General features: G+C 72.8%; 18 protein-coding genes. 5 read left to right on the plus strand and 13 right to left on the minus strand.

From position 1 onward, the window contains the following. Window positions 1–25: 25 nt before the first annotated feature. The 3 genes from ABT048_RS23010 to ABT048_RS23020 all read right to left on the minus strand — a co-directional run bounded on the left by ABT048_RS23010 (window position 26) and on the right by ABT048_RS23020 (window position 4,288). The gene (locus ABT048_RS23010) at window positions 26–1,219 is read right to left on the minus strand and encodes an RtcB family protein (protein WP_350523329.1); all 1,194 of its coding nucleotides are present in this window, start codon (window positions 1,217–1,219) and stop codon (window positions 26–28) included. 331 nt (window positions 1,220–1,550) lie between these two features. Beyond that, window positions 1,551–2,915: a M16 family metallopeptidase gene (locus ABT048_RS23015; RefSeq protein WP_350523410.1), complete on the minus strand. Its 1,365-nt coding sequence runs from the start codon at window positions 2,913–2,915 to the stop codon at window positions 1,551–1,553. 20 nt (window positions 2,916–2,935) lie between these two features. After that, window positions 2,936–4,288, minus strand: coding sequence for a M16 family metallopeptidase (locus ABT048_RS23020; protein ID WP_350523330.1), 1,353 nt, complete (start codon window positions 4,286–4,288; stop codon window positions 2,936–2,938). A 276-nt stretch (window positions 4,289–4,564) separates the two neighbouring features. Between ABT048_RS23020 and ABT048_RS23025 the strand changes: the two genes are divergently transcribed. Both ABT048_RS23025 and ABT048_RS23030 read left to right on the plus strand, forming a co-directional pair. Next, on the plus strand, window positions 4,565–7,015 hold the full coding sequence (locus ABT048_RS23025; protein WP_350523331.1) for a DNA gyrase/topoisomerase IV subunit A: 2,451 nt from the start codon (window positions 4,565–4,567) through the stop codon (window positions 7,013–7,015). Window positions 7,016–7,301: 286 nt separating this feature from the next. Further along, window positions 7,302–8,204, plus strand: a complete 903-nt coding sequence (locus ABT048_RS23030) for a ferredoxin family protein (protein WP_350523332.1) — start codon at window positions 7,302–7,304, stop codon at window positions 8,202–8,204. 159 nt (window positions 8,205–8,363) lie between these two features. Here ABT048_RS23030 and ABT048_RS23035 read toward each other — a convergent pair whose 3' ends face one another. From ABT048_RS23035 to ABT048_RS23045, 3 genes are read right to left on the minus strand one after another with little or no spacing between them, the layout of a single operon-like run. Beyond that, window positions 8,364–9,440, minus strand: a complete 1,077-nt coding sequence (locus ABT048_RS23035; RefSeq protein WP_350523333.1) for an ABC transporter substrate-binding protein — start codon at window positions 9,438–9,440, stop codon at window positions 8,364–8,366. A 39-nt stretch (window positions 9,441–9,479) separates the two neighbouring features. Beyond that, window positions 9,480–10,373: an ABC transporter permease gene (locus ABT048_RS23040; protein ID WP_350523334.1), complete on the minus strand. Its 894-nt coding sequence runs from the start codon at window positions 10,371–10,373 to the stop codon at window positions 9,480–9,482. Then, on the minus strand, window positions 10,363–11,172 hold the full coding sequence (locus tag ABT048_RS23045; protein ID WP_350523335.1) for an ABC transporter ATP-binding protein: 810 nt from the start codon (window positions 11,170–11,172) through the stop codon (window positions 10,363–10,365). The genes ABT048_RS23040 and ABT048_RS23045 overlap by 11 nt, the downstream gene beginning before the upstream one ends. A gap of 332 nt (window positions 11,173–11,504) precedes the next feature. Between ABT048_RS23045 and ABT048_RS23050 the strand changes: the two genes are divergently transcribed. Together ABT048_RS23050 and ABT048_RS23055 are read left to right on the plus strand one after the other, a co-directional pair. Further along, window positions 11,505–13,121: a sensor histidine kinase gene (locus ABT048_RS23050; RefSeq protein WP_350523336.1), complete on the plus strand. Its 1,617-nt coding sequence runs from the start codon at window positions 11,505–11,507 to the stop codon at window positions 13,119–13,121. Continuing rightward, a complete protein-coding gene (locus ABT048_RS23055) occupies window positions 13,121–13,807 on the plus strand; it encodes a response regulator (protein ID WP_350523337.1) in 687 nt (228 codons plus the stop codon). The genes ABT048_RS23050 and ABT048_RS23055 overlap by 1 nt, the downstream gene beginning before the upstream one ends. Window positions 13,808–13,949: 142 nt before the next feature. On the opposite strand, the gene ABT048_RS23060 is transcribed toward ABT048_RS23055, so the two are convergent. The 6 genes from ABT048_RS23060 to ABT048_RS23085 form a co-directional block, all read right to left on the minus strand. Beyond that, a complete protein-coding gene (locus ABT048_RS23060) occupies window positions 13,950–15,749 on the minus strand; it encodes a solute symporter family protein (RefSeq protein ID WP_350523338.1) in 1,800 nt (599 codons plus the stop codon). Next, window positions 15,746–16,447 (minus strand): DUF485 domain-containing protein, encoded by a 702-nt coding sequence (locus ABT048_RS41705; RefSeq protein ID WP_502894061.1) that lies wholly within the window; start codon window positions 16,445–16,447, stop codon window positions 15,746–15,748. The genes ABT048_RS23060 and ABT048_RS41705 overlap by 4 nt, the downstream gene beginning before the upstream one ends. 125 nt (window positions 16,448–16,572) lie before the next feature. Beyond that, the gene (locus ABT048_RS23070) at window positions 16,573–17,265 is read right to left on the minus strand and encodes a response regulator transcription factor (RefSeq protein ID WP_350523339.1); all 693 of its coding nucleotides are present in this window, start codon (window positions 17,263–17,265) and stop codon (window positions 16,573–16,575) included. Continuing rightward, on the minus strand, window positions 17,262–18,422 hold the full coding sequence (locus ABT048_RS23075) for a sensor histidine kinase (protein WP_350523340.1): 1,161 nt from the start codon (window positions 18,420–18,422) through the stop codon (window positions 17,262–17,264). The genes ABT048_RS23070 and ABT048_RS23075 overlap by 4 nt, the downstream gene beginning before the upstream one ends. Before the next feature lie 71 nt (window positions 18,423–18,493). Next, window positions 18,494–18,979 carry a DUF1453 domain-containing protein gene (locus ABT048_RS23080; protein WP_350523341.1) on the minus strand — a complete coding sequence of 162 codons (486 nt, stop codon included), beginning with the start codon at window positions 18,977–18,979 and terminating at the stop codon, window positions 18,494–18,496. Between the two features lie 155 nt (window positions 18,980–19,134). Then, window positions 19,135–21,246, minus strand: a complete 2,112-nt coding sequence (locus ABT048_RS23085) for a DNA gyrase/topoisomerase IV subunit B (protein ID WP_350523342.1) — start codon at window positions 21,244–21,246, stop codon at window positions 19,135–19,137. Between the two features lie 540 nt (window positions 21,247–21,786). Here ABT048_RS23085 and ABT048_RS23090 point away from each other — a divergent pair. Continuing rightward, complete coding sequence (locus ABT048_RS23090) at window positions 21,787–22,017, plus strand: DUF7455 domain-containing protein (protein ID WP_350523343.1); 231 nt, start codon at window positions 21,787–21,789, stop codon at window positions 22,015–22,017. Window positions 22,018–22,295: 278 nt separating this feature from the next. On the opposite strand, the gene ABT048_RS23095 is transcribed toward ABT048_RS23090, so the two are convergent. Beyond that, window positions 22,296–23,162, minus strand: a complete 867-nt coding sequence (locus ABT048_RS23095) for a S1 family peptidase (protein WP_402804926.1) — start codon at window positions 23,160–23,162, stop codon at window positions 22,296–22,298. Window positions 23,163–23,455 lie beyond the last annotated feature (293 nt).

Raw genomic sequence — 23,455 nt, forward strand, 5'->3', positions numbered from 1 at the left:
TCGCTCCGGGGGCCTCACTGATCCGTCAGCCCTTGACGCAGACGACCTGCTTGAGGTGTGCGACCACCTCGACGAGGTCCTTCTGCTGCTCGATGACCTTCTCGATGTTCTTGTAGGCGCCCGGGATCTCGTCCACCACACCGCTGTCCTTGCGGCACTCGACGCCCGCCGTCTGCTCGGCCAGGTCACGCGTGGTGAACCGCTTCTTCGCCGCGTTGCGGCTCATCTTGCGGCCGGCGCCGTGCGAGGCCGAGTTGAACGCCGCCTCGTTGCCCAGGCCGCGCACGATGTAGGAGCCCGTCCCCATCGACCCCGGGATGATCCCGAGGTCGCCGGAGCCCGCCCGGATCGCGCCCTTGCGGGTCACCAGCAGGTCGACGCCGTCGTACCGCTCCTCCGCCACGTAGTTGTGGTGGCAGCTGATCACCTCGTCGAAGGTGACCTCGGCCTTGGCGAACTCCCGCCGGACGACGTCCTGGAAGAGCGCCATCATGACCGCGCGGTTGTGCTTCGCGTACTCCTGCGCCCAGAACAGGTCCTGCCGGTAGGCACCCATCTCCGGGGTCTTCGCGAGGAAGACCGCGAGGTCCTGGTCGATCAGGCCCTGGTTGTGCGGCAGCGAGCGGGCGACGCCCATGTGGTGCTCCGCCAGCTCCTTGCCGATGTTCCGGGAGCCGGAGTGCAGCATCAGCCAGACAGAGCCGGACGTGTCGATGCACACCTCGCAGAAGTGATTTCCCGAGCCGAGCGTTCCCATCTGCTGCATCGCCCGCTCGCGGCGCCACTTGACGTCCTCCGCGATGCCGTCGAAGCGCCGCCAGAAGTCGTCCCAACCGCCGGCCCGGAAGCCCTGGAGCTTCGCCGGGTCGACCGGGTCGGTGTGCAGGCCGCGGCCGACCGGGATGGTCTGCTCGATCTTGTTGCGCAGGCCCGACAGGTCGTCCGGGAGGTCGTCGGCGGTGAGCGAGGTCTTCACCGCGCTCATTCCGCAGCCGATGTCGACGCCGACCGCCGCCGGGCAGACCGCGTCCTTCATGGCGATGACGGAGCCGACCGTCGCGCCCTTGCCCAGGTGGACGTCGGGCATCACGGCGAGGCCGTGCAGCCAGGGCAGGGAGCTGATGTTGCGCAGCTGCTGCAGGGCCTGGCCCTCGACCGTCGCCGGGTCGGTCCACATCCGGATGGGGACCCGGACGCCGGGTACCTCGGTGTACGTCATGGTCGAACGACCTCCATGGGTCGGGTGGTTCACGGGAAAGGGGGTGCCGCGCGAAGGGATCCCGGCGTGGCTCGGGGAAGTTCAGGGGCTGGGCTCAGACGCCCAGGGCGGCGGGACGGGGGGAGTACGGCCTTGGGGAGCGTCGTCGTATGGTTCGCTCGACCCGCATGGTGACCGCCTCCCTTCGTTCGTCCCGATCCGCGTTCGCACGTGCTGTGCGTCGGGGAACATCTATCCACGGAACCGACGGGGCCCGCAAGGCATTTAAAAACGCGTCCGGCCCGGCGGAGCGGGTGCTCCACCGGGCCGGTCCGACGATGCGATCGACCGGTCAGCTGACGACCGTGACCTCGCCGATGCCGAGCGCCCGCACGTCGTCGGCGATCGCGGCCGCGTCGCCGACCAGCACGGTGACCAGGCGGTCCGGCGGGAAGGCCGCGACGACCGCCTCGGTGGCGGCGGCGGTGGGCAGTTCGGCGAGCTTCCGGTAGACCTCGGCCTGGTAGTCGTCCGCCAGGTACTGTTCGACCTGGTCGGCCAGGGTGCCGGCGACCGAGCCCGCGGTCTCGTACTTCAGCGGGGCCACCCCGACCAGGAACTGCACGGCCTCGTCGCGCTCGGCGTCGGTGAGGCCCTCGGCGGCGAGGGTGCGCAGGATGGTCCAGGTGTCGGCGAGCGCCGGGGCGGTGGAGGCGGTGTCCACCGAGCCGCTGATCGCGAGGAGCGAGCGCCCGCTGCCGTCGGCGGAGGAGCGCAGCGGCTGGGCGAAGGAGCGGACGCCGTAGGTGTAGCCCTTCTCCTCGCGCAGGACGCGGTCGAGGCGGGAGGTGAGGGTGCCGCCCAGGCAGTAGGTGCCGAGGGTCTGGGCCGCCCAGACCGGGTCGTGGCGGTCGGGCCCGATCCGGCCGACGAGCAGCTGGGTCTGGACGGAGCCGGGGCGGTCCACGATGACGACGCGGCCGTGGTCGTCGCCGGTGACCGGGGCGTGCACGGAGGCCTCGGCGGCCGAGCCGGTCCAGGTGCCGAGGGTGCTCTCCAGGAGGGCGGGCAGGTCGACGCCGGTGAGGTCGCCGACCACGACGACGGTGCTGGTCGCGGGGCGCACGTGGGCGTCGTAGAAGGCCTTGACGGCGGCGCGGTCGATCGACTTGACGGTGTCGGCGGTGCCGGCGCGGGGCCGGGAGAGCCGGTCGGCGGCGTCGAAGAGCTCGGCGTAGAGGGCCTTGGCGGCGCGCCGGGCGGGGTTGGCCTGCTCGTGGACGATCTCGTCGAGGCGGTTGGCGACCAGGCGCTCGATCTCGGCCTCGGGCAGCGCGGGGGCGCGCAGGGCGTCGGCGAGCAGCGAGAGGCCGCGCTGGAGCCGGGAGGCCGGCACCTCCAGGGAGACCCGGATGCACGGGTGGTCGGCGTGTGCGTCCAGGGTGGCGCCGGCCCGTTCGAGCTCGCCGGCGAACTCCTCGGCGCTGAGGGTGTCGGTGCCCTCGTTGAGGGCGCGGGCGAGGATCGCGGCGATGCCGTCGAGGCCCTCGGGCTCGGCGGCGAGCGGGGCGTCGACGAGGACCTCGACGGCGACCAGCTGCTGGCCGGGCCGGTGGCAGTGCAGGACGGTGATCCCGTTGCCGAGGGCGGCCCGCTCGGGGGCGGGGAAGGCCCACGGGCTGGGGGTGCCGGGCTGCGGCTGGGGGTGGAAGGTCATGGCGGGGACGTAGTCGGTGCTCATACGGCGGCACCCTCCTCTTCGGAAGCGTCGGAGTCGGTGTCGGTGTCGGAGTCGGCGTCGGCGGTCGGCTCGTAGACGAGGACGGCCCGGTTGTCGGGGTGGATCCGGGCCTTGGCGACGGCCTGGACCTCCTCGGCGGTGACGTCGAGGACCTTGGGGAGGGCGTCGTTGAGCAGCTTGGGGTCGCCGAACAGGACGGCGTAGCGGCAGAGTTCGTCGGCGCGGCCCGCGACGGTGGTCAGCCGGTCCAGCCACTCGCGCTCGATCTGGGCCTGGGCGCGCTCCAGTTCCTCGGGCGTGGGGCCCTCGGCGGCGAAGCGGGCGAGCTCCTCGTCGACGGCGGCGTCGATCTGCGCGATGGTGGCGTCGCCGGAGGTCTTCACGTCGAGCCAGCCGAGGCTGGGGGCGCCGGCCAGGCGCAGCAGGCCGAAGCCGGCGGCGACGGCGGTGCGGTCGCGGCGGACGAGCCGGTTGTAGAGGCGGCTGGACTCGCCGCTGCCGAGGATGGTGAGGGCGAGGTCGGCGGCGTCGGCCTCGCGGGTGCCGTCGTGCGGGAGGCGGTAGGCGGCCATCAGCGCGCGGGAGGGGACGTCCTCGTGGATCTCCTCGCGGAGCTCGCGGCCGATGGTGTCGGGGAGTTCGCCGGAGCGCGGGGGCTGCTTGCCGTCGTGGGCGGGGATGGAGCCGAAGTACTTCTCGACCCAGGCGATGGTCTGCTCGGGGTCGATGTCGCCGACGACGGACAGGACGGCGTTGTTCGGCGCGTAGTAGGTGCGGAAGAACGTCCGGGCGTCCTCCAGCGTGGCCGCGTCGAGGTCCGCCATGGAGCCGATGGGCGTGTGGTGGTACGGGTGGCCGTCGGGGAAGGAGAGCGCGGTGAGCTTCTCGAAGGCGGTGCCGTACGGGACGTTGTCGTAGCGCTGGCGGCGCTCGTTCTTGACGACGTCGCGCTGGTTCTCCATGGACGTGTCGTCGAGTGCGGCGAGCAGCGAGCCCATGCGGTCGGCCTCCAGCCAGAGGGCGAGCTCCAGCTGGTGGGTGGGCATGGTCTCGAAGTAGTTGGTGCGCTCGAAGCTGGTGGTGCCGTTGAGCGAGCCGCCGGCGCCCTGGACCAGTTCGAAGTGGCCGTTGTTGGAGACGTTGGCGGAGCCCTGGAACATCAGGTGCTCGAAGAGGTGGGCGAGGCCGGTGCGGCCCTTGACCTCGTGGCGGGAGCCCACGTCGTACCAGAGGCAGACGGCGGCGACCGGGGTGAGGTGGTCCTCGGAGAGGACGACGCGCAGGCCGTTGGCCAGGCGGTGCTCGGTGATGGCGATGCCTCGGCTGGAGGCGGGGGCCGGGTTGGCCATGCGCTCGGGTCCTTCCCGTCGTCGATGTCGGGGGTTCGTGTGGCGTCCCCCATTGTGGTGCAACGTTCGGGAGCCGCGTTCGTGTCCGCGCGGACCGGGTCGTTCGCCAGGGGCGGAAGAGGGCCGCTGACCGGGAGTGTCGGCGGGAGGGTCCACAATGGGGGCGCCGCGCCCTGTCGACCACGCCCGGTTGACGGGGTCAGGCGACGGGACGGCACCGATCGGCAGCCGACCGACCGACACACTGCCAGCGACACGTAAGGGAGCCCCGCCGCGATGGCCCGCCGCAGTTCGCAGACCCCGCCGCCCGGAGACTTCGAGGAGCGGATCCTCGATGTCGACGTCGTGGACGAGATGCAGGGCTCCTTCCTGGAGTACGCCTACTCGGTGATCTACTCGCGTGCGCTGCCCGACGCGCGGGACGGTCTGAAGCCGGTGCACCGCCGGATCCTCTACCAGGCCAACGAGATGGGCCTGCGTCCGGACCGCGCGCACGTCAAGTGCGCCCGCGTGGTGGGCGAGGTGATGGGCCGGCTGCACCCGCACGGTGACGCGTCGATCTACGACTCCGTGGTGCGCATGGCCCAGCCGTTCTCGATGCGGCTGCCGCTGATCGACGGGCACGGCAACTTCGGTTCGCTGGGCAACGACGACCCGCCGGCCGCGATGCGCTACACCGAGTCGCGGCTCACCGCGGCGTCGATGGCGATGGTGGAGTCGATCCACGAGGACACCGTCGACTTCGGTCCGAACTACGACGGCAGCGAGCAGGAGCCGCTGGCGCTGCCGGCCGCGTTCCCGAACCTGCTGGTGAACGGCGCGACGGGCATCGCGGTCGGCATGGCGACGAACATGCCGCCGCACAACCTGTCCGAGGTGGTGGCGGCGGCCCGGCACCTGATCAAGCACCCGAACGCGGACCTGGAAACGCTGATGCGTTTCGTCCCCGGTCCGGACCTGCCGACCGGCGGGCGGATCGTGGGCCTGTCGGGGATCCGGGACGCCTACGAGTCCGGCCGCGGCACGTTCAAGATCCGGGCGACGACGACGGTGGAGGCGGTGACGGCCCGCCGCAAGGGCATCGTGGTCACCGAGCTGCCGTACAACGTCGGCCCGGAGAAGGTCATCTCGAAGATCAAGGACCTGGTCAACGCGAAGAAGCTGCAGGGCATCGCGGACGTCAAGGACCTGACCGACCGCGAGCACGGGCTGCGGCTGGTGATCGAGGTCAAGAACGGCTTCGTGCCGGAGGCACTGCTCGAACAGCTCTACAAGCTGACGCCGATGGAGGAGACCTTCGGCATCAACAACGTGGCGCTGGTGGACGGGCAGCCGCTGACGCTGGGTCTGAAGGAGCTGCTGGAGGTCTACGTCGACCACCGCTTCACCGTGGTGCGCCGGCGCAGCGACTTCCGCCGCCGCAAGCGCGAGGAGCGGCTGCACCTGGTCGAGGGCCTGCTGGTGGCGCTGCTCGACATCGACGAGGTCATCGCGATCATCCGGTCGAGTGACAACGCGCAGCAGGCGAAGGAGCGCCTGATGGAGCGCTTCTCGCTGTCGGAGACGCAGACCGCGTACATCCTGGACACCCCGCTGCGCCGGCTCACCCGCTTCGACCGGGTGGAGCTGGAGCAGGAGAAGGCGAAGCTGACGTCGGAGATCGCGGAGCTGACCGAGATCCTGGAGTCGGACACCAGGCTGCGCAGCGTGGTGTCGTCCGAACTGGGCGCGGTGTCGAAGCAGTTCGGCACGGAGCGGCGGACGGTCCTGCTGGAGGCGGGGGCGGCTCCGTCGGCGGCGCTGGCGGTGCCGCTGGAGGTCGCGGACGACCCGTGCCGGGTGCTGCTGTCGTCGACCGGCCTGCTGGCGCGGACGGCGGACGGGGAGCCGTTCGAGCTGTCGGAGAAGCGTTCGAAGCACGACGTGATCGTGTCGGCGGTGCACGCGACGGCCCGTGCCGACGTGGGCGTGGTGACGTCCGCGGGCCGGGTGCTGCGGCTGCCGGTGATCGACCTGCCCGCGCTGCCGCCGACCCCGTCGCCGAACCTGGCGGGCGGGGCCGCGGTGGGCGAGTTCCTGCGGCTGGAGGCCGGGGAGCGGGTGCTGGCGCTGACCACCTTGGACGAGTCCTCGCCGGGGCTGGCGCTGGGCACCCTGCAGGGCGTGGTGAAGCGGGTGGTGCCCGAGTGGCCGGCGAACAAGGACGAGTTCGAGGTGATCGCCCTCAAGGACGGTGACGTGCTGGTCGGCGCGGTCGAACTGCGCACCGGCGAGGAGGACCTGGTCTTCGTCAGCTCGGACGCGCAGCTGCTGCGCTACCCGGCGGGCCAGGTCCGTCCGCAGGGCCGCCCGGCCGGCGGCATGGCGGGCATCAAGCTCTCCGACGGCGCCCGGGTGCTGTCGTTCACCGCGGTGGATCCGGCCGCGGACGCCGTGGTGGTGTCGGTCGCCACCGCCTCCGGCACGCTCGCGGACGGCGAGCAGACGACCTGGAAGGTCACCCCGTTCGAGCAGTACCCGCGCAAGGGTCGTGCCACCGGCGGTGTCCGCTGCCAGCGCTTCCTGCGCGGCGAGGACGCCCTGGCCTTCGCCTGGGTCGGTGCCGCCCCGGCCCGCGCGGCCTCGGTCAAGGGCGCGCCGGTCGACCTCCCGGAGCGCGACCCGCGCCGCGACGGCTCCGGCACCCCGGTCACCACCCCGATCGCGGTGGTCGCCGGCCCGGCGTGACGTCCCGCGCCTGGCGGAGGGGTACCGGATGCTTCCGGTGCCCCTCCGCGCTTTCGTGGCCGCCCGACCGGGGATCCGGGACGGGGCGGTGGCGTCGGCCGGAGCCGTTCGCCGGCGTCGTCCGCGGCGTCCACCCGGAGCCCGCCGCCTCCCGGCCGTCTCCGCGCCGACGCACGACGGGGTGGACGAGCAGGTGGCGCAGCGGTGCCGCAGCGGTGCCGCAGCGGGTGGTGGCCGTCTCCGGGTGATCGGGACCGGGTGATCGGCTGAGGGTAGCCTTGCCCGGGTGAGCACCTGTGCGACGTTGTCGCGTGAACTTTCGGAGCCGCTGGCCGCGACGGCGGCGGTGGCGAGCACCTGGCTGCTGCTGGAGCAGAACGGGCCGTGGGGTGCGAAGGCGCTGCGCGAGAGCCATCTGGACGCGGCGGTCGGGCGGGCGCTGGAGGAGGCCGCGGCGGGGACGGGCGTACGGGTGGCGCTGGTCCGGCGGCCGGGGCGGCACGCGGACTGCCTGCCCACGGCGCGGCACGAGGTGATCGTGGCGCACACGGTGCCCGGCCGCGGCTGGGTGCGCCGGGCGCAGGTGACGGACCCGGCGGAGCTGCTGGGCCTGGACTTCTCGGCGCTCGGCGCGGGCGACCACACCGGCTTCGGGGCGGAGCACGTCGGCGGCCCGGTGGCGCTGGTGTGCACCAACGGGCGGCGGGACCGCTGCTGCGCGCTGCTGGGCCGTCCGCTCGCGGCGGAGCTGGCGGCGGCCGGGCACAGCGAGGTGTGGGAGGTGACGCACCTGGGCGGGCACCGCTTCTCCCCGACGATGCTGGTGCTGCCGTACGGCTACGCGTACGGGCGGCTGACGGCGGAGAGCGCCAAGGAGGTGCTGGCGGCGACGGCGTCCGGGCACATGGTGCCGGAGTGGTCGCGGGGCTGCTCGGGCTGGGAGCGTCCTGGCCAGGCCGCCGAGCACGCGGTGCGGCTGACGACCGGTGAGACCGGGGTGGACGCGCTGACGCTCACCCAGCGGCCGGACGGCGCGGGCCGCTGGCTGGTGACGGTGCTGCACCGGGACGGTCGGGCCTGGGAGGTGGACGTGATCGAGTCGGCGAGCGAGCCGCCGCGTCCGGAGAGCTGTGGCAAGGCGGCGGGGACGCCGTCGCGGATGGACGTCCTCAGCGTCCGAGGACTCTGAGGACGCCGAGGGCGCCGAGGCCTCCGAGGGCGCCGCGCCCGTCGGGGGCTTCCGCCACGCCGAACCCGCCGAGCCCGCCGAGCGCTCCGGAGGGCGCCGACGGAACCGGCTGCGGCCCCGCGCCCGTGGGGGTGAGCGCGGGACCGCGGCGGCACGTGGTCAGCCGGTGGCCTTGCCGACGAACTCCGTGGTGTACGTCCTGGACAGGTCGATCGACCCCTCCTTGCCCTTGACGTCCGGGTGGAACGCCGCGAGCACCGAGAGCACGGTCTTCGGGCCGTCGGCCGGCATCACGCCGTCCGTGGTGAACATCGGCAGCGTCGCCTTGATCGCCGCCGCGTACTGCTCGGCGCCGCCCTGCGCGTAGTCGGCGGGCATCTTCGCGGCGATCTCCTCGGGGGTGTGGGTGGACATCCACTTGAGGGTCTTCACGAAGGCGTTGGCGAGCTTCTGGGTGGTGTCCTTGTTCTTCTCCACCCAGTCGATGTTCATGTACAGCGAGGACGACGGGTACAGCCCGCCGAGCGCCTGGCGCGAGCCCTCGGGGGTGCGCATGTCGTAGAGGACCTTGCCGAGGCCCTTGTCGAGGATGTTGGTGACGGTCGGGTCCGTGGTCATCCCGGCGTCGATGCTGCCCTGTTGGAGGGCGGCGATGAAGGTCTGGCCGGCGCCGACCGCGATCGGGCTGAACTCGCTGACGGCCGTGCCGTTCTTGACCGCGAGGTACTTGGTGAGGAAGTCGGTCGAGGAGCCGATGCTGGTGACGCCCAGCTTCTTGCCCTTGAAGTCGGCGCCGGACCTGACGGCGTCGGCCTGCTTGGCAGAGACCACCTCGACCTCGCCGGGCGCCTGGGCGAACTGCACGACGGACTCGACGTTCTTGCCCTTGGCCTGCAGGTCGATGGTGTGGTCGTAGAAGCCGACGGCGCCCTGGACGTCCCCGGCGAGCAGGGCGGTGGTGGCGTTGACGCCGGCGGGCTCGGTCATCAGCTCGACGTTGACGCCGGCCTCGGCGAAGAAGCCGAGCCGCTGGGTGAGCATCGCGGGCAGGTAGATGACCTTGTCCAGGCCGCCGACCATGATCTTGACCTTGGGCCCGTCGACCTGCTGCCCGGCCGGGGCGGCGACCGCCCCGTGCCCGGCGGTGGCGGCGTCGTTGGCGCAGGCGGAGAGCGGGAGGAGCAGGGCGGTGGCGAGGACGGCGGCAGCGGCTCTGCCAGTGGAGTTCGGGCGCATGGGTGGGGGGTGCCTCTCTCTTCTTGCCGGCAGGGGGGGTCAGCGGCCGTCGCCCGCGTCGGCGGGCTTCCAGCGGAACAGCTTCTTCTCGGCGAAGGTCAGCAGCCCCTCGGTGAGCAGCGCGACGACGGCGAGGATGGTCATGGCGGCGTACACGCCGGCCGCGTTGAAGGTGCCCTGGGCGGCCGCGACGAGCAGGCCGAGCCCCTTGGTCGCACCGATGTACTCGCCGACGATGGCACCGATCAGCGCGAAGCCGAAGCTGACGTGCAGGCTGGTGAAGATCCAGGTGGTGGCGGCGGGGATGACCACCTGGAGGGTGACCCTGCGGTTGTCGGCGCCCAGGATGCGGGCGTTGGCGACGAGGTTGCGGTCCACCTCACGGGCGCCCTGGAAGGCGTTGAAGAACACCGGGAAGAACACCAGCACCACGGCGGAGGCGACCTTGGAGGCCGGGCCGAGGCCGAACCAGATCAGGAAGATCGGCGCGAGCACGATCCGCGGGATCGCGTTGAGCACCTTGACGTACGGCCCGAACACGTCGGCCAGGAAACGGATCCGGCCGAGTGCGATGCCCAGCAGCACCCCGCCGACGACGCCGATCACCCAGCCGGTGAGGGCCTCGTAGAGGGTGTAGCCGATCTGCTCGCCGAGCGAGCCCTGCGCGGTGCCGTGGGTGATCCACTGCCAGATCTGGTCCCAGATCCTCGACGGCTGCGAGAAGTTGAACGGGTCGATGACGCCCGTCCGGGCGCAGACCTCCCAGAGGCCGAGGAAGGCGGCGAGGACCGCACCCCTGGCGGCGAGGACTCCCAACTTCCGGTTGCGGGCGGCCCGTTCGCGGGCCTCGGTTCTCGTCGTGACGGCCGGGGGCTTCCCGGCGGCGGACGACGCGGTCTCGGACGCGCTCTCGGGCGCGGTATCAAGCGGCACGACCCGCTCCTCTCTCCCGGGTGATGCGCACCTCTTCGCCGAGCGAGGCCCAGATCTCGCGGTACAGCTCGACGAACCTCGGTTCCAGCCGGACGGCCTCCACGGTGCGCGGTCGCGGCAGGTCGACGGTGAAGACCTCCTTGACGGTGGCCGGTCCGGCGGTCATGACGACGACCCGGTCGGCGAGCGCGATGGCCTCGTCCAGGTCGTGGGTGACGAAGACGACCGACGAGCCCGTGCCGGCCCACAGCTCCAACAGCTGGTCCGACATGAGGGCGCGGGTCTGCACGTCCAGCGCCGAGAACGGCTCGTCCATCAGCAGGATCGCCGGGTCGTTGACGAAGGTCTGGGCGAGCGCGACGCGCTTGCGCATGCCGCCGGACAGCTGGTGCGGGTAGCGGTCCTCGAAGGCGGCCAGGCCGACCCGGCCGAGCCAGTCCCGGGCCCGCTCCCTGGCCTCGGCGGCCGGCACGCCGCGGAAGCGCGGACCGGCCATGACGTTGGACAGGACGGTGCGCCAGGGGAAGACGGCGTCCTGCTGGAAGACGAACCCGACCTTCGGGTCGATCCCGCCGACGGGCTCGCCGTACACCCGGACCTCGCCCTCGGTGGGCTCCTCCAGACCGCTGACCAGGGTCAGCGTGGTCGACTTGCCGCAGCCGGTGGGGCCCACGACGGCGACGAACTCGCCCTGGGCGACGGTCAGATCGAGATCGCGGACGGCGGTGTGCAGGGCCCCGGACGGGGTGCGGAACCGTTTGGTCGCGCCGGTCAGCTCGATCGCCGGGGTTGTGCTCATTCGTTCCTCCCGGGTCAGTGCTTGCCCCGGAAAGGTAGGAGCGGCCCCGGCCCCGGCGGGAGCCTTCTTCGCGTAGTGCGACTTCTCCGCATTGAGGGGTGTTCTGCTCGTTTTGCTTCCGCTACAACTGCGGGGACGCGGCTGACAGAAACCCGCCCGAAACGTAGGGTGTCCCGACCCCCACCCGCGGACGCCCCCGGCTCCTCCCGAGCTCACGGCCCCGCCCGAGAACCGTCCCGCTCCCCCACGGGACCGAACGCCCCCGAACCACCCGCCCCCGGAACCACCCGCACCCCCGCGGAACCGCCCGAAGCCGCCGAGAGGAGGCCCGGATGAAACTCCCCCACTGGCCCCGCCGGGTCTTCGCGCAGCTGCTGCTGAGCCAGACCGTCGTCACCGTCGGTGTCACCGCCGTGACCGCCGGGCTGTTCCTGGCCCCGGTCAGCAGCGAGCTGGACCACGACGCGATGCAGCGGGCGCTGTCGATCGCCCAGGCCACCGCGACCGACGAGACGATCGCGCGGGCCGCCGACGCCCGCGACGTGGTCACCGCGCAGCGCAACGCCGAGCAGATCCGCCTGGCCACCGGCGCCAGCTTCGTGGTGGTCACCGACCTGGACGGGATCCGGCTCTCGCACACCGACCCGGGCCGGATCGGCCACCGGGTCAGCACCGACCCGGAGCCCGCGCTGGCCGGCCGCAGCGTCACCGCGATCCAGGAGGGCACCCTGGGCCGCACCGCGCGCGGCAAGGTGCCGCTGCGGATGTCGGACGGCCGGATCGTCGGCGAGGTGTCGGTGGGCATCAGCGACGACTCGATCCGCCGCCGGCTGCTGAAGATGCTCACCGGGATCCTGCTGTGCGCGGGCGCCGGCCTGGCCGCCGGTACGGTCGCCACGCTCGCCCTGGCCCGACGGCTCAAGCGCCGCACCCACAACATCGCGCTGGCCGACATCTCCGCCCTCCTCGTGGAGCGGGAGGCGATGCTGCACGGCATCCGCGAGGGCATGCTCGCGCTGGACGAGCGCGGCCGGATCCGGCTGGCCAACGACGAGGCGGTCCGGCTGCTCGGCCTGCCCGGGGACTGCACCGGCCGCCCGATCGCCGAGGTGCTGCCGCCGGGCCGGCTGACCGACGTGCTGACCGGGCGGATCACCGGCGCCGACCTGCCGGCCGTCCGGGACGACCGCGTGCTCGTGGTGAACCGGATGGCGACCGCCGCGGAGCTCGGCGGCCGGCCCGTGGGCGGCGCGGTGGTCACGCTGCGCGACCGCACCGAGCTGGAGTCGCTGGTCCGCGAGCTGGACACCACCCGCAGCCTCACCGAGGCGCTGCGCGCCCAGGACCACGAGCACGCCAACCGGATGCACACCCTGCTGGGCCTGCTGGAACTGGGCCGCCACGAGCAGGCGGTGGCGTTCATCTCGGAGCAGTCCGGCTCGCACGCCGTGGTCGCCGCGCGGATCGCCGAACAGGTGCAGGATCCGCACGTCGCGGCGCTGCTGGCGGGCAAGACGGCGGTGGCGGGCGAGCGCGGGATCCGCCTGGCGCTGGCCCCGGCCGCGCACCTGCCGGACGCGGTGGTGGACGCGCGGGCGCTGGTGACGGTGCTCGGCAACCTGGTCGACAACGCGGTGGACGCGTTGACGCCCGGCGGAGGCGGCCGGGTGGAGGTGAGCCTCGCGGCGTCCGGCTCCACCCTGCTGCTACAGGTCGCGGACAGCGGCCCGGGCGTGCCGGAGGAGCTGCGCGAGCGGGTCTTCGAGGAGGGGTGGACCAGCAAGGACGCACCCGCGCACCGTCCGCGCGGGCTGGGACTGGCGATGGTGCGGCGGCTGGTCGAACGGACCGGCGGCCGGATCGTGCTCGACGCCGGGCCGATGGGCGGCGCCCGGTTCACCGTCGAGCTGCCCGAGGCCCTGCTCACCGATCGGCTCGTGGAGGCGTGATGATCGACGTACTCGTGGTGGACGACGACTTCCGGGTCGCCGACGTGCACGCCGCGTACGTGGCCAAGGTGCCGGGTTTCCGGGTCGTCGGCACCGCGCACTCGGCGGGGGAGGCACTGGCCTCGCTGGAGCGCCGGCCGGTGGACCTGCTGCTGCTCGACCACCACCTGCCCGACGAGACCGGCCTGGCCCTGGTCCGTCGGCTGCGGGAACGCCACGTGACCTGCGACGTGATGATGGTGACCGCCGCCCGCGACGTGTCGACGGTGCACGCCGCGATGCAGCACGGCGCGCTGCAGTACCTGGTCAAGCCGTTCACCTTCGCCGGTCTGCGGGACAAGCTGGCGGCGTACGCGCAGCTGCGGCACGCGCTCGCCGCTCCGGCCCGGGAGGCCGGCCAGGACGAGGTGGACCGGCTGTTCGCGACCCTGCGCAGCGCCGCCGCCCCGGCCGGGACGCTGCCCAAGGGGCACTCGGCGCCGACCACCGACCTGGTGCTGGGCGTGCTGCGCGGGGCGGGGCGGCCGCTGTCCGCCCAGGAGGTCGCCGACGCCACCGGGCTGAGCCGCTCCACGGCGCAGCGCTACCTCAAGCAGCTGGAACGGGACAGCCGGCTGCGGCTGACCCTGCGGTACGGCGACACCGGCCGCCCGGAGCACCGCTACGGGCTGGCGGCCCGCACGTAGCCCCGGCCCGCGGCGCGGCGCCCGGCCCGATCGTGACCTGCTCCCGGCCCTGACCTGGCCCTGACCCTGGTCCGGCCCCGGCCCCGGACATGGGGGAACCCCGGCGGCCCCAGGCCCGCCGGGGTTCCCCGGGCGCGACGGCTCAGGCCGCGCCCGCACCGGTGAGGGCCCGCACCTCCAGCTCGGCGAACCGGTCCGCGTCGGCGGGCTCGGGCGAGGTGATCGTCCCGATCCAGCCCGCCAGGAAGCCGAGCGGGATGGAGACGATGCCGGGGTTCTCCAGCGGGAACCAGTGGAAGTCGACGCCGGGGAAGAGCGCCACCTTGGTGCCGGAGACCACCGGCGAGAAGAACACCAGCACGATCGCCGGAACCAGCCCGCCGTACACCGACCAGACCGCGCCGCGGGCGGTGAACCGCGACCAGAACAGGCTGTACAGCAGGACGGGCAGGTTGGCGGAGGCGGCGACGGCGAAGGCCAGGCCGACCAGGAAGGCGACGTTCAGCTGCTGCGCGTAGAGGCTGATCACGATCGCCGCCGCGCCGATCCCGCCGGCCGCGAAGCGGGCGACGACGACCTCCTGCTGGTCTCCGGCCCCGGGCCCCGGCTCCCCCGCGGACCGGGACGTCGCGACGCCCTCGGCCGACCGGGTCGCCGGGACGGCCTCGCCCCGCCGCCGGCGCCCCCGGGGGCGCGCTGCCCGGGCCCGGCGCGGCCGGGTGCGCCAGGCCCCGGCCCAGATGTCGTGGGCGAAGGCCGCCGAGGACGCCAGGGTCAGCCCGGCCACCACGGCGAGGATGGTGGCGAAGGCGATCGCCGAGATCAGCGCGAACAGCACCACCCCGCCGGTGCTGCCGTTGCCGCCGCCGAGCACCAGGGCGAGCAGCGGTACGGCGGTGTTGCCGGCCGAGTTGGCGTGCCGCACCTCGGCCGAGCCGACCAGCGCGGTGGCACCGAGGCCCAGCACGATGGCCATCAGGTAGAAGCCGCCGACCAGACCGATCGCCCACATCGTGGAGCGGCGCGCGGCGCGCGCGGTGGGCACGGTGTAGAAGCGGGACAGGATGTGCGGCAGGCCGGCCGTACCGAGCACCAGGGCGAGGCCGAGGCTGAAGAAGTCCAGCCGGCTGGTGAAGCTGTGCCCGTACTTGAGCCCGGGTTCCAGGTAGCGGTGCCCGGCGCCGCTGTGCTGCGCGGCCTGGCGCATCAGCTCGCCGAGGTCGCCGTGGAAGCGGACCACCAGCAGCACGGTGAGCAGCACCGAACCGGCGGTGAGCAGGCAGGCCTTGATGATCTGGATCCAGGTGGTGGCCCGCATCCCGCCGATCGTGACGTAGACGATCATCAGGGCACCGACCGCGATGATCGTCCAGGTCCGGGCGTGCGGGCTGTCGGTGCCGAGCAGCAGGGCGACCAGCGAACCGGCGCCGACCATCTGGGCGACCAGGTAGAGCAGGGTGACGACGACGCTGGCGCCGCCGGCCGCGGCGCGCACCTTGCGGCGGCGCAGCCGCAGTGCGAGCACGTCGGCCAGGGTGTACCGGCCGGCGTTGCGGACGAGTTCGGCGACCAGCATCAGCACCACCAGCCAGGCGACCAGGAAGCCGATGCTGTAGAGCACGCCGTCGTAGCCGTACAGGGCGATCAGCCCGGCGACACCCAGGAAGGACGCGGCGGAGAGGTAGTCGCCGGAGAGCGCGAAGCCGTTCTGCAGCGGGGTGAAGTCGCGGCCGCCGGCGTAGAAGTCCTCGGCGGCGTTGCCCTGGCGGCCGACCCAGAGGGTGATGCCGAGGGTGACCAGGACGACGACGGCGAACAGCACGATCGCGAGCGAGTGGTGGTCGCCGGTGGGGGCGACGGGGGGCGGGGTGGCGGTCGTCAGCACGGTCGTCACCGTGTTCCTCACCGCACCGGTCATCAGGGTCGTCATCACGCTCGTCATCGCAGTTGGTCCTGGGTGTCCCAGCGCAGGCCCAGGGCGGCGCGGTCGCGCTTGGTCCGGGCGTTGCGGGCGTAGAGCCAGGTGAGCAGGAAGGTGGAGGCGAACTGCAGCAGGCCGAGCAGCCAGGCCACGTTGAACGGCCCGGCCACCGGGGTGCGCATCAGGCCGGGGGCGGCCGCCTGGGCGGCGACGTACAGCAGGTACCAGCCGAGGAAGGCCCCGGCGACCGGGAAGACGAACGAGCGGTAGCTGTGGCGGATGGCCTGGAAGGCCGCGCTGGCCTGGACGGCCCGGTAGACCTCGGTGCGGTCGACGGCCTCCGGAGCGGCCGCGGCGGGCGGCCCGTCCCGGTGGACCGGCGGGACGGCGGTCCCGTCGACCGGCGCCGCGGCGGCCCACGGTTCGGGCCCGGCCGCGACCGGGTGCTCCGCACGGGCGGGGGCCGTGTGGGCCGGGGCCGGATGGGTGGGGGCCGTCCGGACGGGCACCGGCTGCGCCGGTACGGCCGTTCGGCGGTGCGCCGCCGACTGCTCGGACGGGATGCCCGACGGGATGCCGGACGGAGCCCCCGGCGCGACGCCGGACGGGGCGTCGGCCGGGTCACCGGACGGGGTGTCGGACGGGATGCCGGCGGCCGGAGCGGCCCACCAGTCGAATCGCTGCCCCTGGCCGGGACTGCTCGCCTGTTGCTGTGGCACTGCTGCTCCTGGACGGCCGGACGTTCTGACCCGAACCATGATGCTGGCCCCCGGACAGCCCCTCCGACCATCGCAGATACGTTCACTCGATGAGGTGATCGATCATCCGACAGACACTCATCCGACTACTGCTGCGTACCGGTGATTCCGTGTCGGAACGCGTATGCGACCGCCTGCGCCCGGTCCCGGACGGCGGTCTTGGCGAACAGGTTGTTGATGTGGGTCTTCACCGTGGCCTGGCTGACGAACAGCCGCTGGGCGATCTCGGCGTTGGAGAGCCCCTCCGCGATCAGCGCCAGCACCTCGGCCTCCCGGGCGGTCAGCCCGTCGGGCAGCTCCCCCGGCCGGGCGGCGGGCCGATCGGCCGTCGGCGCGGACCGGCCCTGCTGCTCCGACAACCTTTCCAGCAGCCGGAGTTGGACCTGCGGGGAGAGCCCGGCCGTGCCCGCCCGGACGTCCGCGATGGCCCGGGCGATCTGTTCGGCTCCGGCGTCCTTGGTGAGGTAGCCGCGCGCGCCGGCCTGCAGGGCCGGGAACAGGGAGTCGTCGTCGGCGTAGGTGGTGAGGACCACCACCTCGGTCTCCGGGTGCGCCGCCCGGATCCGCCGGGTCGCCTCGACGCCGTCGCAGCGCGGCATCCGGAGATCCATCAGCACCACGTCCGGGTGATGCCGCTCCACCAGGGCGACGGCCTCCTCACCGTCCCCCGCCGCGCCGACCACCTCGATGCCGGGCAGCAGCCCCAGCAGCATCACGATGCCCTCGCGCACCACCGTCTGGTCGTCCGCCACCAGCACCCTGGTGACCGCCGCCGTCATGCCGGCACCCGCAGCAGCACGCGCCACCCTCCGTCCTCCGGGCCCGCCAGCAGCGTGCCGTCCAGCAGTTCCGCGCGTTCGCGCATTCCCAGCAGACCGTACCCGCCGCCGCTACCGGCCAGCTCACCGGAGGACTCGCCGCGCGGTGGCCGGGTGTTGCGCACCTCCAGCTCCACCACGTCGTCCAGGTAGCGCAGTTCGACCGAGCAGCGGGCGCCCGGCGCGTGCTTGCGGACGTTGGTCACCGCCTCCTGCGCCGTGCGCCGCACCGCCAGCGCGGCCTCGGCGGCCAGCGGTCGGGGGGTTCCGGTCACGGTGAGCGGGGCGCGCTCCCGGTCGGCCAGTTCGACCAGGAACTCCCCGACCGGGGTGAGCTCGCCGCGCAGTGCGGACAGCGCCTGCCTGGTCTCGGCCAAGCCGTCCTGCGCCATCCGCCGGGCGGCGACGACCCGTTCGCGGATCTGCTCGCGATCGGTGTCCCGCTCCAGCATCAGCCGGGCCGCCTCCAGGTGGACGAGCTGCGCGGAGAGGCTGTGCGCGAGCACGTCGTGGATCTCCCGGGCGATCCTGGCCCGTTCGGCGAGCGCCGCGCTCTCCGCCTCGGCCGCCCGGGCGGCCCGCTCCTGGACCAGCAGCCGGCGGGCGGTGCCGCGCGCCTCGATGTCCAGCCGCAGCAGGAAGCCCACCAGTACGGAACCGCCGATGGTGGCGGAGACGCTGAGCCAGCTCGCCGGGGACGCCGCCGTGTAGGAGCCCAGCGCGGCCGCGGCGACGAGCAGCGCGGGCGCGGGCGGCAGCCGGATCAGTGCCGTGACGGCTAGCCCGATCCAGAGGAAGTCGGCCAGCGTGTGGGCCAGCCCCCGGTTGGCGAGCCAGGCGCCGCCGACCAGGGCGGCGGACAGCAGGTACGAGGCCGCCGGGCGCTGTTCCCGGGTGACGCGCAGGAAGAGCGCCCAGAGCGCGGCGGCCGCGACCAGCCCCGCCGCCGCGGCCGCCACCGCCCACCCGGCGTACTTGCCGTCGGAGAAGGTCCCCCAGCCGACGACGACCAGCAGGACGGTCCGGCCGAACGCGGTGAGGACCCGCCGCGGGCGGCTCTCGGCCTCGCGCTCCAGCCCCTCGCGGGACGGCCAGCCGGTCCAGTGCCACCCGGCCACGGGTGCCTCCTCTGTGCTCACGGCGGCCCCGGGGCCCGCCGGCGGTGGATCACTGCGGTCCGTCGACGGGGTCACCGCGCTGCGGCGGTCCGCTCGGCGGGCTCCAGCATCCGGGCCCGCCAGTTCACCACGAGCGAGCGGACCATCAGCATGACCGCCATGCCCAGCATCAGCGAGCTGCCCGACTGGTGGACGTGCAGCGCCGAGCCGATCCCGTAGAGGCCGATCCGGATCGCGATCATCCCACCCCAGGCGGCCATCGTGGCCTTGGTGCCCTTGGCCAGCACGGCGCCGTCGGCATCCCGCCAGAGCCGGACGGTCCAGCCCCAGACCGAGCCCATCGCGAGCACCGTGACCAGTCCTGCGGCCAGCAGGGCCACCGAGAGTCCGGTGTGCCCGTGGTCGATGATCTGCGGATCGCGCAGGGCGAGGACGCCCAGGACCAGTGGCAGCAGCCAGAACCGCCGCTCGGTGTCCAGGCGCTGGACGCGCATCTGCCGCTGGACCACCAGGACCACCACCACCGCGATCACGAGGAGGTTGGCAAGGGCGTTCATGGGAGGTTCTCCGTCCCGACGGAAGGGCTTCTGCTGACCTCTCCGACGCTACGGACCGGCGCCTTCCCGCTGATCGGAGCCGGGGTGGACCTCGGGTGGAACGCAAACGCGCGGGCCCTCCACCCGTGGATGGAGGGCCCGCGCGGCGGAACGCGTCAGGCGTCGATGCGCGAGCGGTCCAGGGTGGCCGCGGAGTCCACGATGAACTCCTTGCGCGGGGCGACGTCGTTGCCCATCAGCAGGTCGAAGATCCTCTCGGCCTGCTCCAGGTCGCCCAGGTTGATCCGGCGCAGGGTGCGGTGGCGCGGGTCCATGGTGGTCTCGGCCAGCTGGTCGGCGTCCATCTCGCCGAGGCCCTTGTAGCGCTGCACCGGCTCCTTCCAGCGCATGTTCTTGCGCTGGAACTCCAGCAGGGTGGAGCGCAGTTCGGCGTCGGAGTAGGTGTAGTGGTACTTCTCCTGGCCGCGCTTGGGGCTGGTGAGCTCGATCCGGTGCAGCGGCGGCACCGCGGCGAAGACCCGGCCCTGCTCGACCATCGGCCGCATGTAGCGGTGGAAGAGGGTGAGCAGCAGGGTGCGGATGTGCGAGCCGTCGACGTCGGCGTCGGCCATGAAGATGACGCGGCCGTAGCGGGCCTGGTCGATGTCGAAGGTGCGGCCCGAACCGGCCCCTATCACCTGGATGATCGCGGCGCACTCGGCGTTCTTGAGCATGTCGCTCACCGACGCCTTCTGCACGTTGAGGATCTTGCCGCGGATCGGCAGCAGCGCCTGGAACTCGGAGTTGCGGGCGAGCTTGGCGGTGCCGAGCGCGGAGTCCCCCTCGACGATGAACAGTTCGCTGCGGTCGACGTCGTCGCTGCGGCAGTCGGCCAGCTTCGCGGGCAGCGAGCTGGTCTCCAGCGCGGTCTTGCGGCGCTGGGCCTCCTTGTGCTGGCGGGCGGCGACCCGGGTGCGGGCGGCGGCGACGACCTTCTCCAGGACGGCACGTGCCTGGAGCTTCTCGTCCTTCTTGGCCGAGGTGAGGAAGGCCTTGAGCTCCTTGGCGAGGACGGCGGCGACGATCCGGTTGGCCGCCGAGGTGCCGAGCACCTCCTTGGTCTGGCCCTCGAACTGCGGCTCGGCGAGCCGGACGGTGACGACCGCGGTGAGGCCCTCGGTGGCGTCGTCCTTGGTGATGTCGTCCTCGGCGACGCGCAGCAGCTTGCCCGCCCGCAGCGCCTCGTTGACGGTCTTGGCCAGCGAGCGCTCGAAGCCGGTGACGTGGGTGCCGCCCTTGGGGGTGGCGATGATGTTGACGAAGGAGCGCAGGGTGGTGTCGTAGCCGGTGCCCCAGCGCAGCGCGATGTCCACGCCGAGGTGCCGGGTGACCTCGGTGGGGGTCATGTGGCCGAGCTCGTCCAGGACGGGCACGGTCTCCTTGAAGGTGCCCTCGCCGCGCAGCCGCAGCACGTCGCAGACCGGCTTGTCGGGGGCCAGGAACTCGCAGAACTCGGCGATGCCGCCGTCGTAGCGGAAGACCGACTCCTCGATCTGCTCGCTCTCGGTGAGCCGTTCGTCACGCACGACGATGGTCAGGCCGGGGACGAGGAAGGCGGTCTGCCGGGCGCGGCTGTGCAGCGTCTCCAGGGAGAGCTTGGCGTCCTTGAGGAAGATCTGGCGGTCCGCCCAGTAGCGGATCCGGGTGCCGGTGCGGGTCTTCGGCACCTTGCGGGCCTTGGTCAGGCCGTTGGCGGGCTCGAAGGGCGCGTCCGGGCTGGTCTCGGTGAAGATGCCGGGGGTGCCGCGGCGGAAGCTGATCGCGTGGGTGTGGCCACTGCGGTCGACCTCGACGTCCAGCCGGGCGGAGAGGGCGTTGACCACCGAAGCACCGACGCCGTGCAGACCGCCGGAGGCCGCGTAGGAGCCGCCGCCGAACTTGCCGCCGGCGTGCAGCTTGGTCATCACGACCTCGACGCCGGACAGCCCGGTCTTGGGCTCGACGTCGACCGGGATGCCGCGCCCGTTGTCGCGGACCTCGACCGAGGAGTCGGGGTGCAGCACGACGTCGATGCGGTCGCAGTAGCCGCCGAGCGCCTCGTCGACGGAGTTGTCGATGATCTCCCAGAGGCAGTGCATCAGGCCGCGGCTGTCCGTCGAGCCGATGTACATGCCGGGACGCTTGCGGACCGCCTCCAGGCCCTCCAGGACGAGCAGGTGCCGCGCGGTGTAGTTGGAACCGTCGTCGCCGGCCAGCAGCGCGGACGGCACGGTCGTTTCGGCACTCACGGCGGCACTCTCCTCGGTGAAGTTCTGTCTCATCGGTCACATCCGGACGGATCCGGACCAAACGCCAGTGCAGCACACCGCACCGACATCCGTCGCTCTGCGTGCCCGCACCCCTCCGCCGGGTGCACAGCACGTCGAGCCGGCCCCTCGCAGCTTGTACGCGCTGCGCGAACAAGGACCGCGCCGGGGCGTGGGCCCCCGGGGCGCCATCTCCTCCCGGTAGCACCGGTCCTGGCGGATCGTGGGGCCCGGTACAGGCTCCGGAACTGCCGTTATGCAGGCTACCGGGGCCCGGGACGGGGCTTATGCTCCAACCCGGCAGAGGATTATGCTACGCGGACCTCGAACCCGATCCCGATCGGACGTTCGAGCGACGGGCGGATCCCGGGTTTCCGGCACGCATGAACCACCGGCCCCCGGGGCACGTCCTCATCAACACAGCAGAATCCTCAGAGAAGAAAAGCCACGAGCGGGAACGTTTTCGGCCTGGTTGGATGTTGACCCTGGTACGACAGCTCGTCGAGCTAGAGAAGAGGCGACGTGACTACTGTTCTGACACCTGCGAGCCCGCTCACCGCGGCTGACCGCTGCGACCGCTGCGGCGCCCAGGCCTACCTGCGCGTCGTGCTCGCCAGCGGCGGAGAGCTGCTCTTCTGCGCCCACCACGGCCGGAAGTTCGAGCCCGAGCTCAAGAAGATCGCCGTGGAGATACAGGACGAGAGCGGCCGTCTCAGCACCACCACCGCGACGGCCGACGACGACGAGCGCTGATCCCAGGCGCCACCACCGGCAGCCGACGTCGAGCTGTGTCCGGTCGCGCACCGCGCGCGACCGGTGAGCCGGGCGACCGACCCCCTCGGGGGTCGGTCGCCCGGCTCTGCTGTTCCACCGACGGTCCCGGCCCCGCGGACGACTCCCGCTCGGAGGACGGCTCCTGTTCCGCGGACGGTTCTCCCGCGTTCATCCGCCCCGACCCGCGCTCTCCGACGCGGCGTCAGAACGTGACCGCCCCGTCACCCACCGCGAGGTCAGCGGCGGTCGCAAGCCGCTCACAGCACCGAGTGCACCGCGTCCGCGACCGAGGAGATCCGGGTGTAGACCCCCGGATGGGCCGCCTCGGCGCAACCCGTCCCCCAGGAGACCAGGCCGACCAGCCGCCCCTCGACGATCAGCGGGCCTCCGCTGTCGCCCTGGCAGGCGTCCTTGCCGCCCTTCTCCTCGCCCGCGCAGACCATGCCCCGGGCGTCGAACTTGCCGTCCTGCCCGCCCGGGTAGGCGTGCGCACAGGACTCGTCCGGGACCATCGACACGTCCACCCCGCGCAGCACGGGCGAGTAGTCGCCCCGCCCCGTGGTGTCACCCCAGCCGAACACCCGCGCCCTCGTCCCGGCCGCGTATGGCGCGGTCTCGCCCTGGCCGACCAGCTCGACCACCGGCCGCGCCCCCTGGGGCTCGGCGAGGGTGAGCACCGCGACGTCGTTCATGTTCGCGGCGAAGGAGTAGTCGGGGTGGATCCAGACCGAGCGCACCGGCACCTCGCGGCCGGACGTGCCGCGCATGTCGTCCCGGCCGACGATCACCTTGAGGCCAGGCCGTTCCACCCGCCCCTTGGCCTCGTCGTAGAAGCAGTGCGCGGCCGTCACCACCTTGGTCGGGCCGACCAGCGCGCCTCCGCAGAACTGACCGGAGCGGCCGCTGCCGAACTGCTGACGGCTGGCCAGCGCCACGATCCACGGGTGGTCGACGGTGCTCGCCGCATTGCCCCCGACCACCCGGCGCTGCGCCTCGGCCGGCGCCGCCCCGAGGGCGACCAGCGGGACGGGCACGGCGGCGAGCAGCGCCAGTGCGGCGGCCCGGCGGCGGCGGTTCGCCCGCGGGGCGGCCGGGTCGCTCCGCGGCGGGGCGGGGTTCGGCAGGTCAGTGCGGTCCGGCTCGGTCGGCACCGTGACTCCAGAAGGCTCGGCAGCAGGCAACCGGCACAGCGTAGGTGACCGGCTACACCGTGCGACCGCATCCGGACGAGCCGCCACCCGGACGAGCGACAACCACCACCCGGACGCTGACACACCGGGTCCGAACAGCCGCGAAGGCCCGGAACCGTACGGTTCCGGGCCTTCGCCCCCCCGAAACGTTTCCGAACCAAAGGGCGAAAACGACCCGGACTCGCGCCCGACCCGGGGACCCCACCGGGGGGGCAGCCGCGACCAGG

This window comes from Kitasatospora sp. NPDC096140 (genome assembly GCF_040303045.1).
Taxonomy (GTDB): domain Bacteria; phylum Actinomycetota; class Actinomycetes; order Streptomycetales; family Streptomycetaceae; genus Kitasatospora.

Bases quoted from the DNA above. Each gene is read 5' to 3' on its own strand.
- ABT048_RS23080 (WP_350523341.1), bottom strand. From the start codon at position 18,979: ATGAACGCCCTTGCCAACCTCCTCGTGATCGCGGTGGTGGTGGTCCTG.
- ABT048_RS23045 (WP_350523335.1), bottom strand. From the start codon at position 11,172: ATGAGCACAACCCCGGCGATCGAGCTGACCGGCGCGACCAAACGGTTC.
- ABT048_RS23060 (WP_350523338.1), bottom strand. From the start codon at position 15,749: ATGACGAGCGTGATGACGACCCTGATGACCGGTGCGGTGAGGAACACG.
- ABT048_RS23015 (WP_350523410.1), bottom strand. From the start codon at position 2,915: ATGACCTTCCACCCCCAGCCGCAGCCCGGCACCCCCAGCCCGTGGGCC.
- ABT048_RS23055 (WP_350523337.1), top strand. From the start codon at position 13,121: ATGATCGACGTACTCGTGGTGGACGACGACTTCCGGGTCGCCGACGTG.
- ABT048_RS23010 (WP_350523329.1), bottom strand. From the start codon at position 1,219: ATGACGTACACCGAGGTACCCGGCGTCCGGGTCCCCATCCGGATGTGG.
- ABT048_RS23050 (WP_350523336.1), top strand. From the start codon at position 11,505: ATGAAACTCCCCCACTGGCCCCGCCGGGTCTTCGCGCAGCTGCTGCTG.
- ABT048_RS23020 (WP_350523330.1), bottom strand. From the start codon at position 4,288: ATGGCCAACCCGGCCCCCGCCTCCAGCCGAGGCATCGCCATCACCGAG.
- ABT048_RS23070 (WP_350523339.1), bottom strand. From the start codon at position 17,265: ATGACGGCGGCGGTCACCAGGGTGCTGGTGGCGGACGACCAGACGGTG.
- ABT048_RS23025 (WP_350523331.1), top strand. From the start codon at position 4,565: ATGGCCCGCCGCAGTTCGCAGACCCCGCCGCCCGGAGACTTCGAGGAG.
- ABT048_RS23035 (WP_350523333.1), bottom strand. From the start codon at position 9,440: ATGCGCCCGAACTCCACTGGCAGAGCCGCTGCCGCCGTCCTCGCCACC.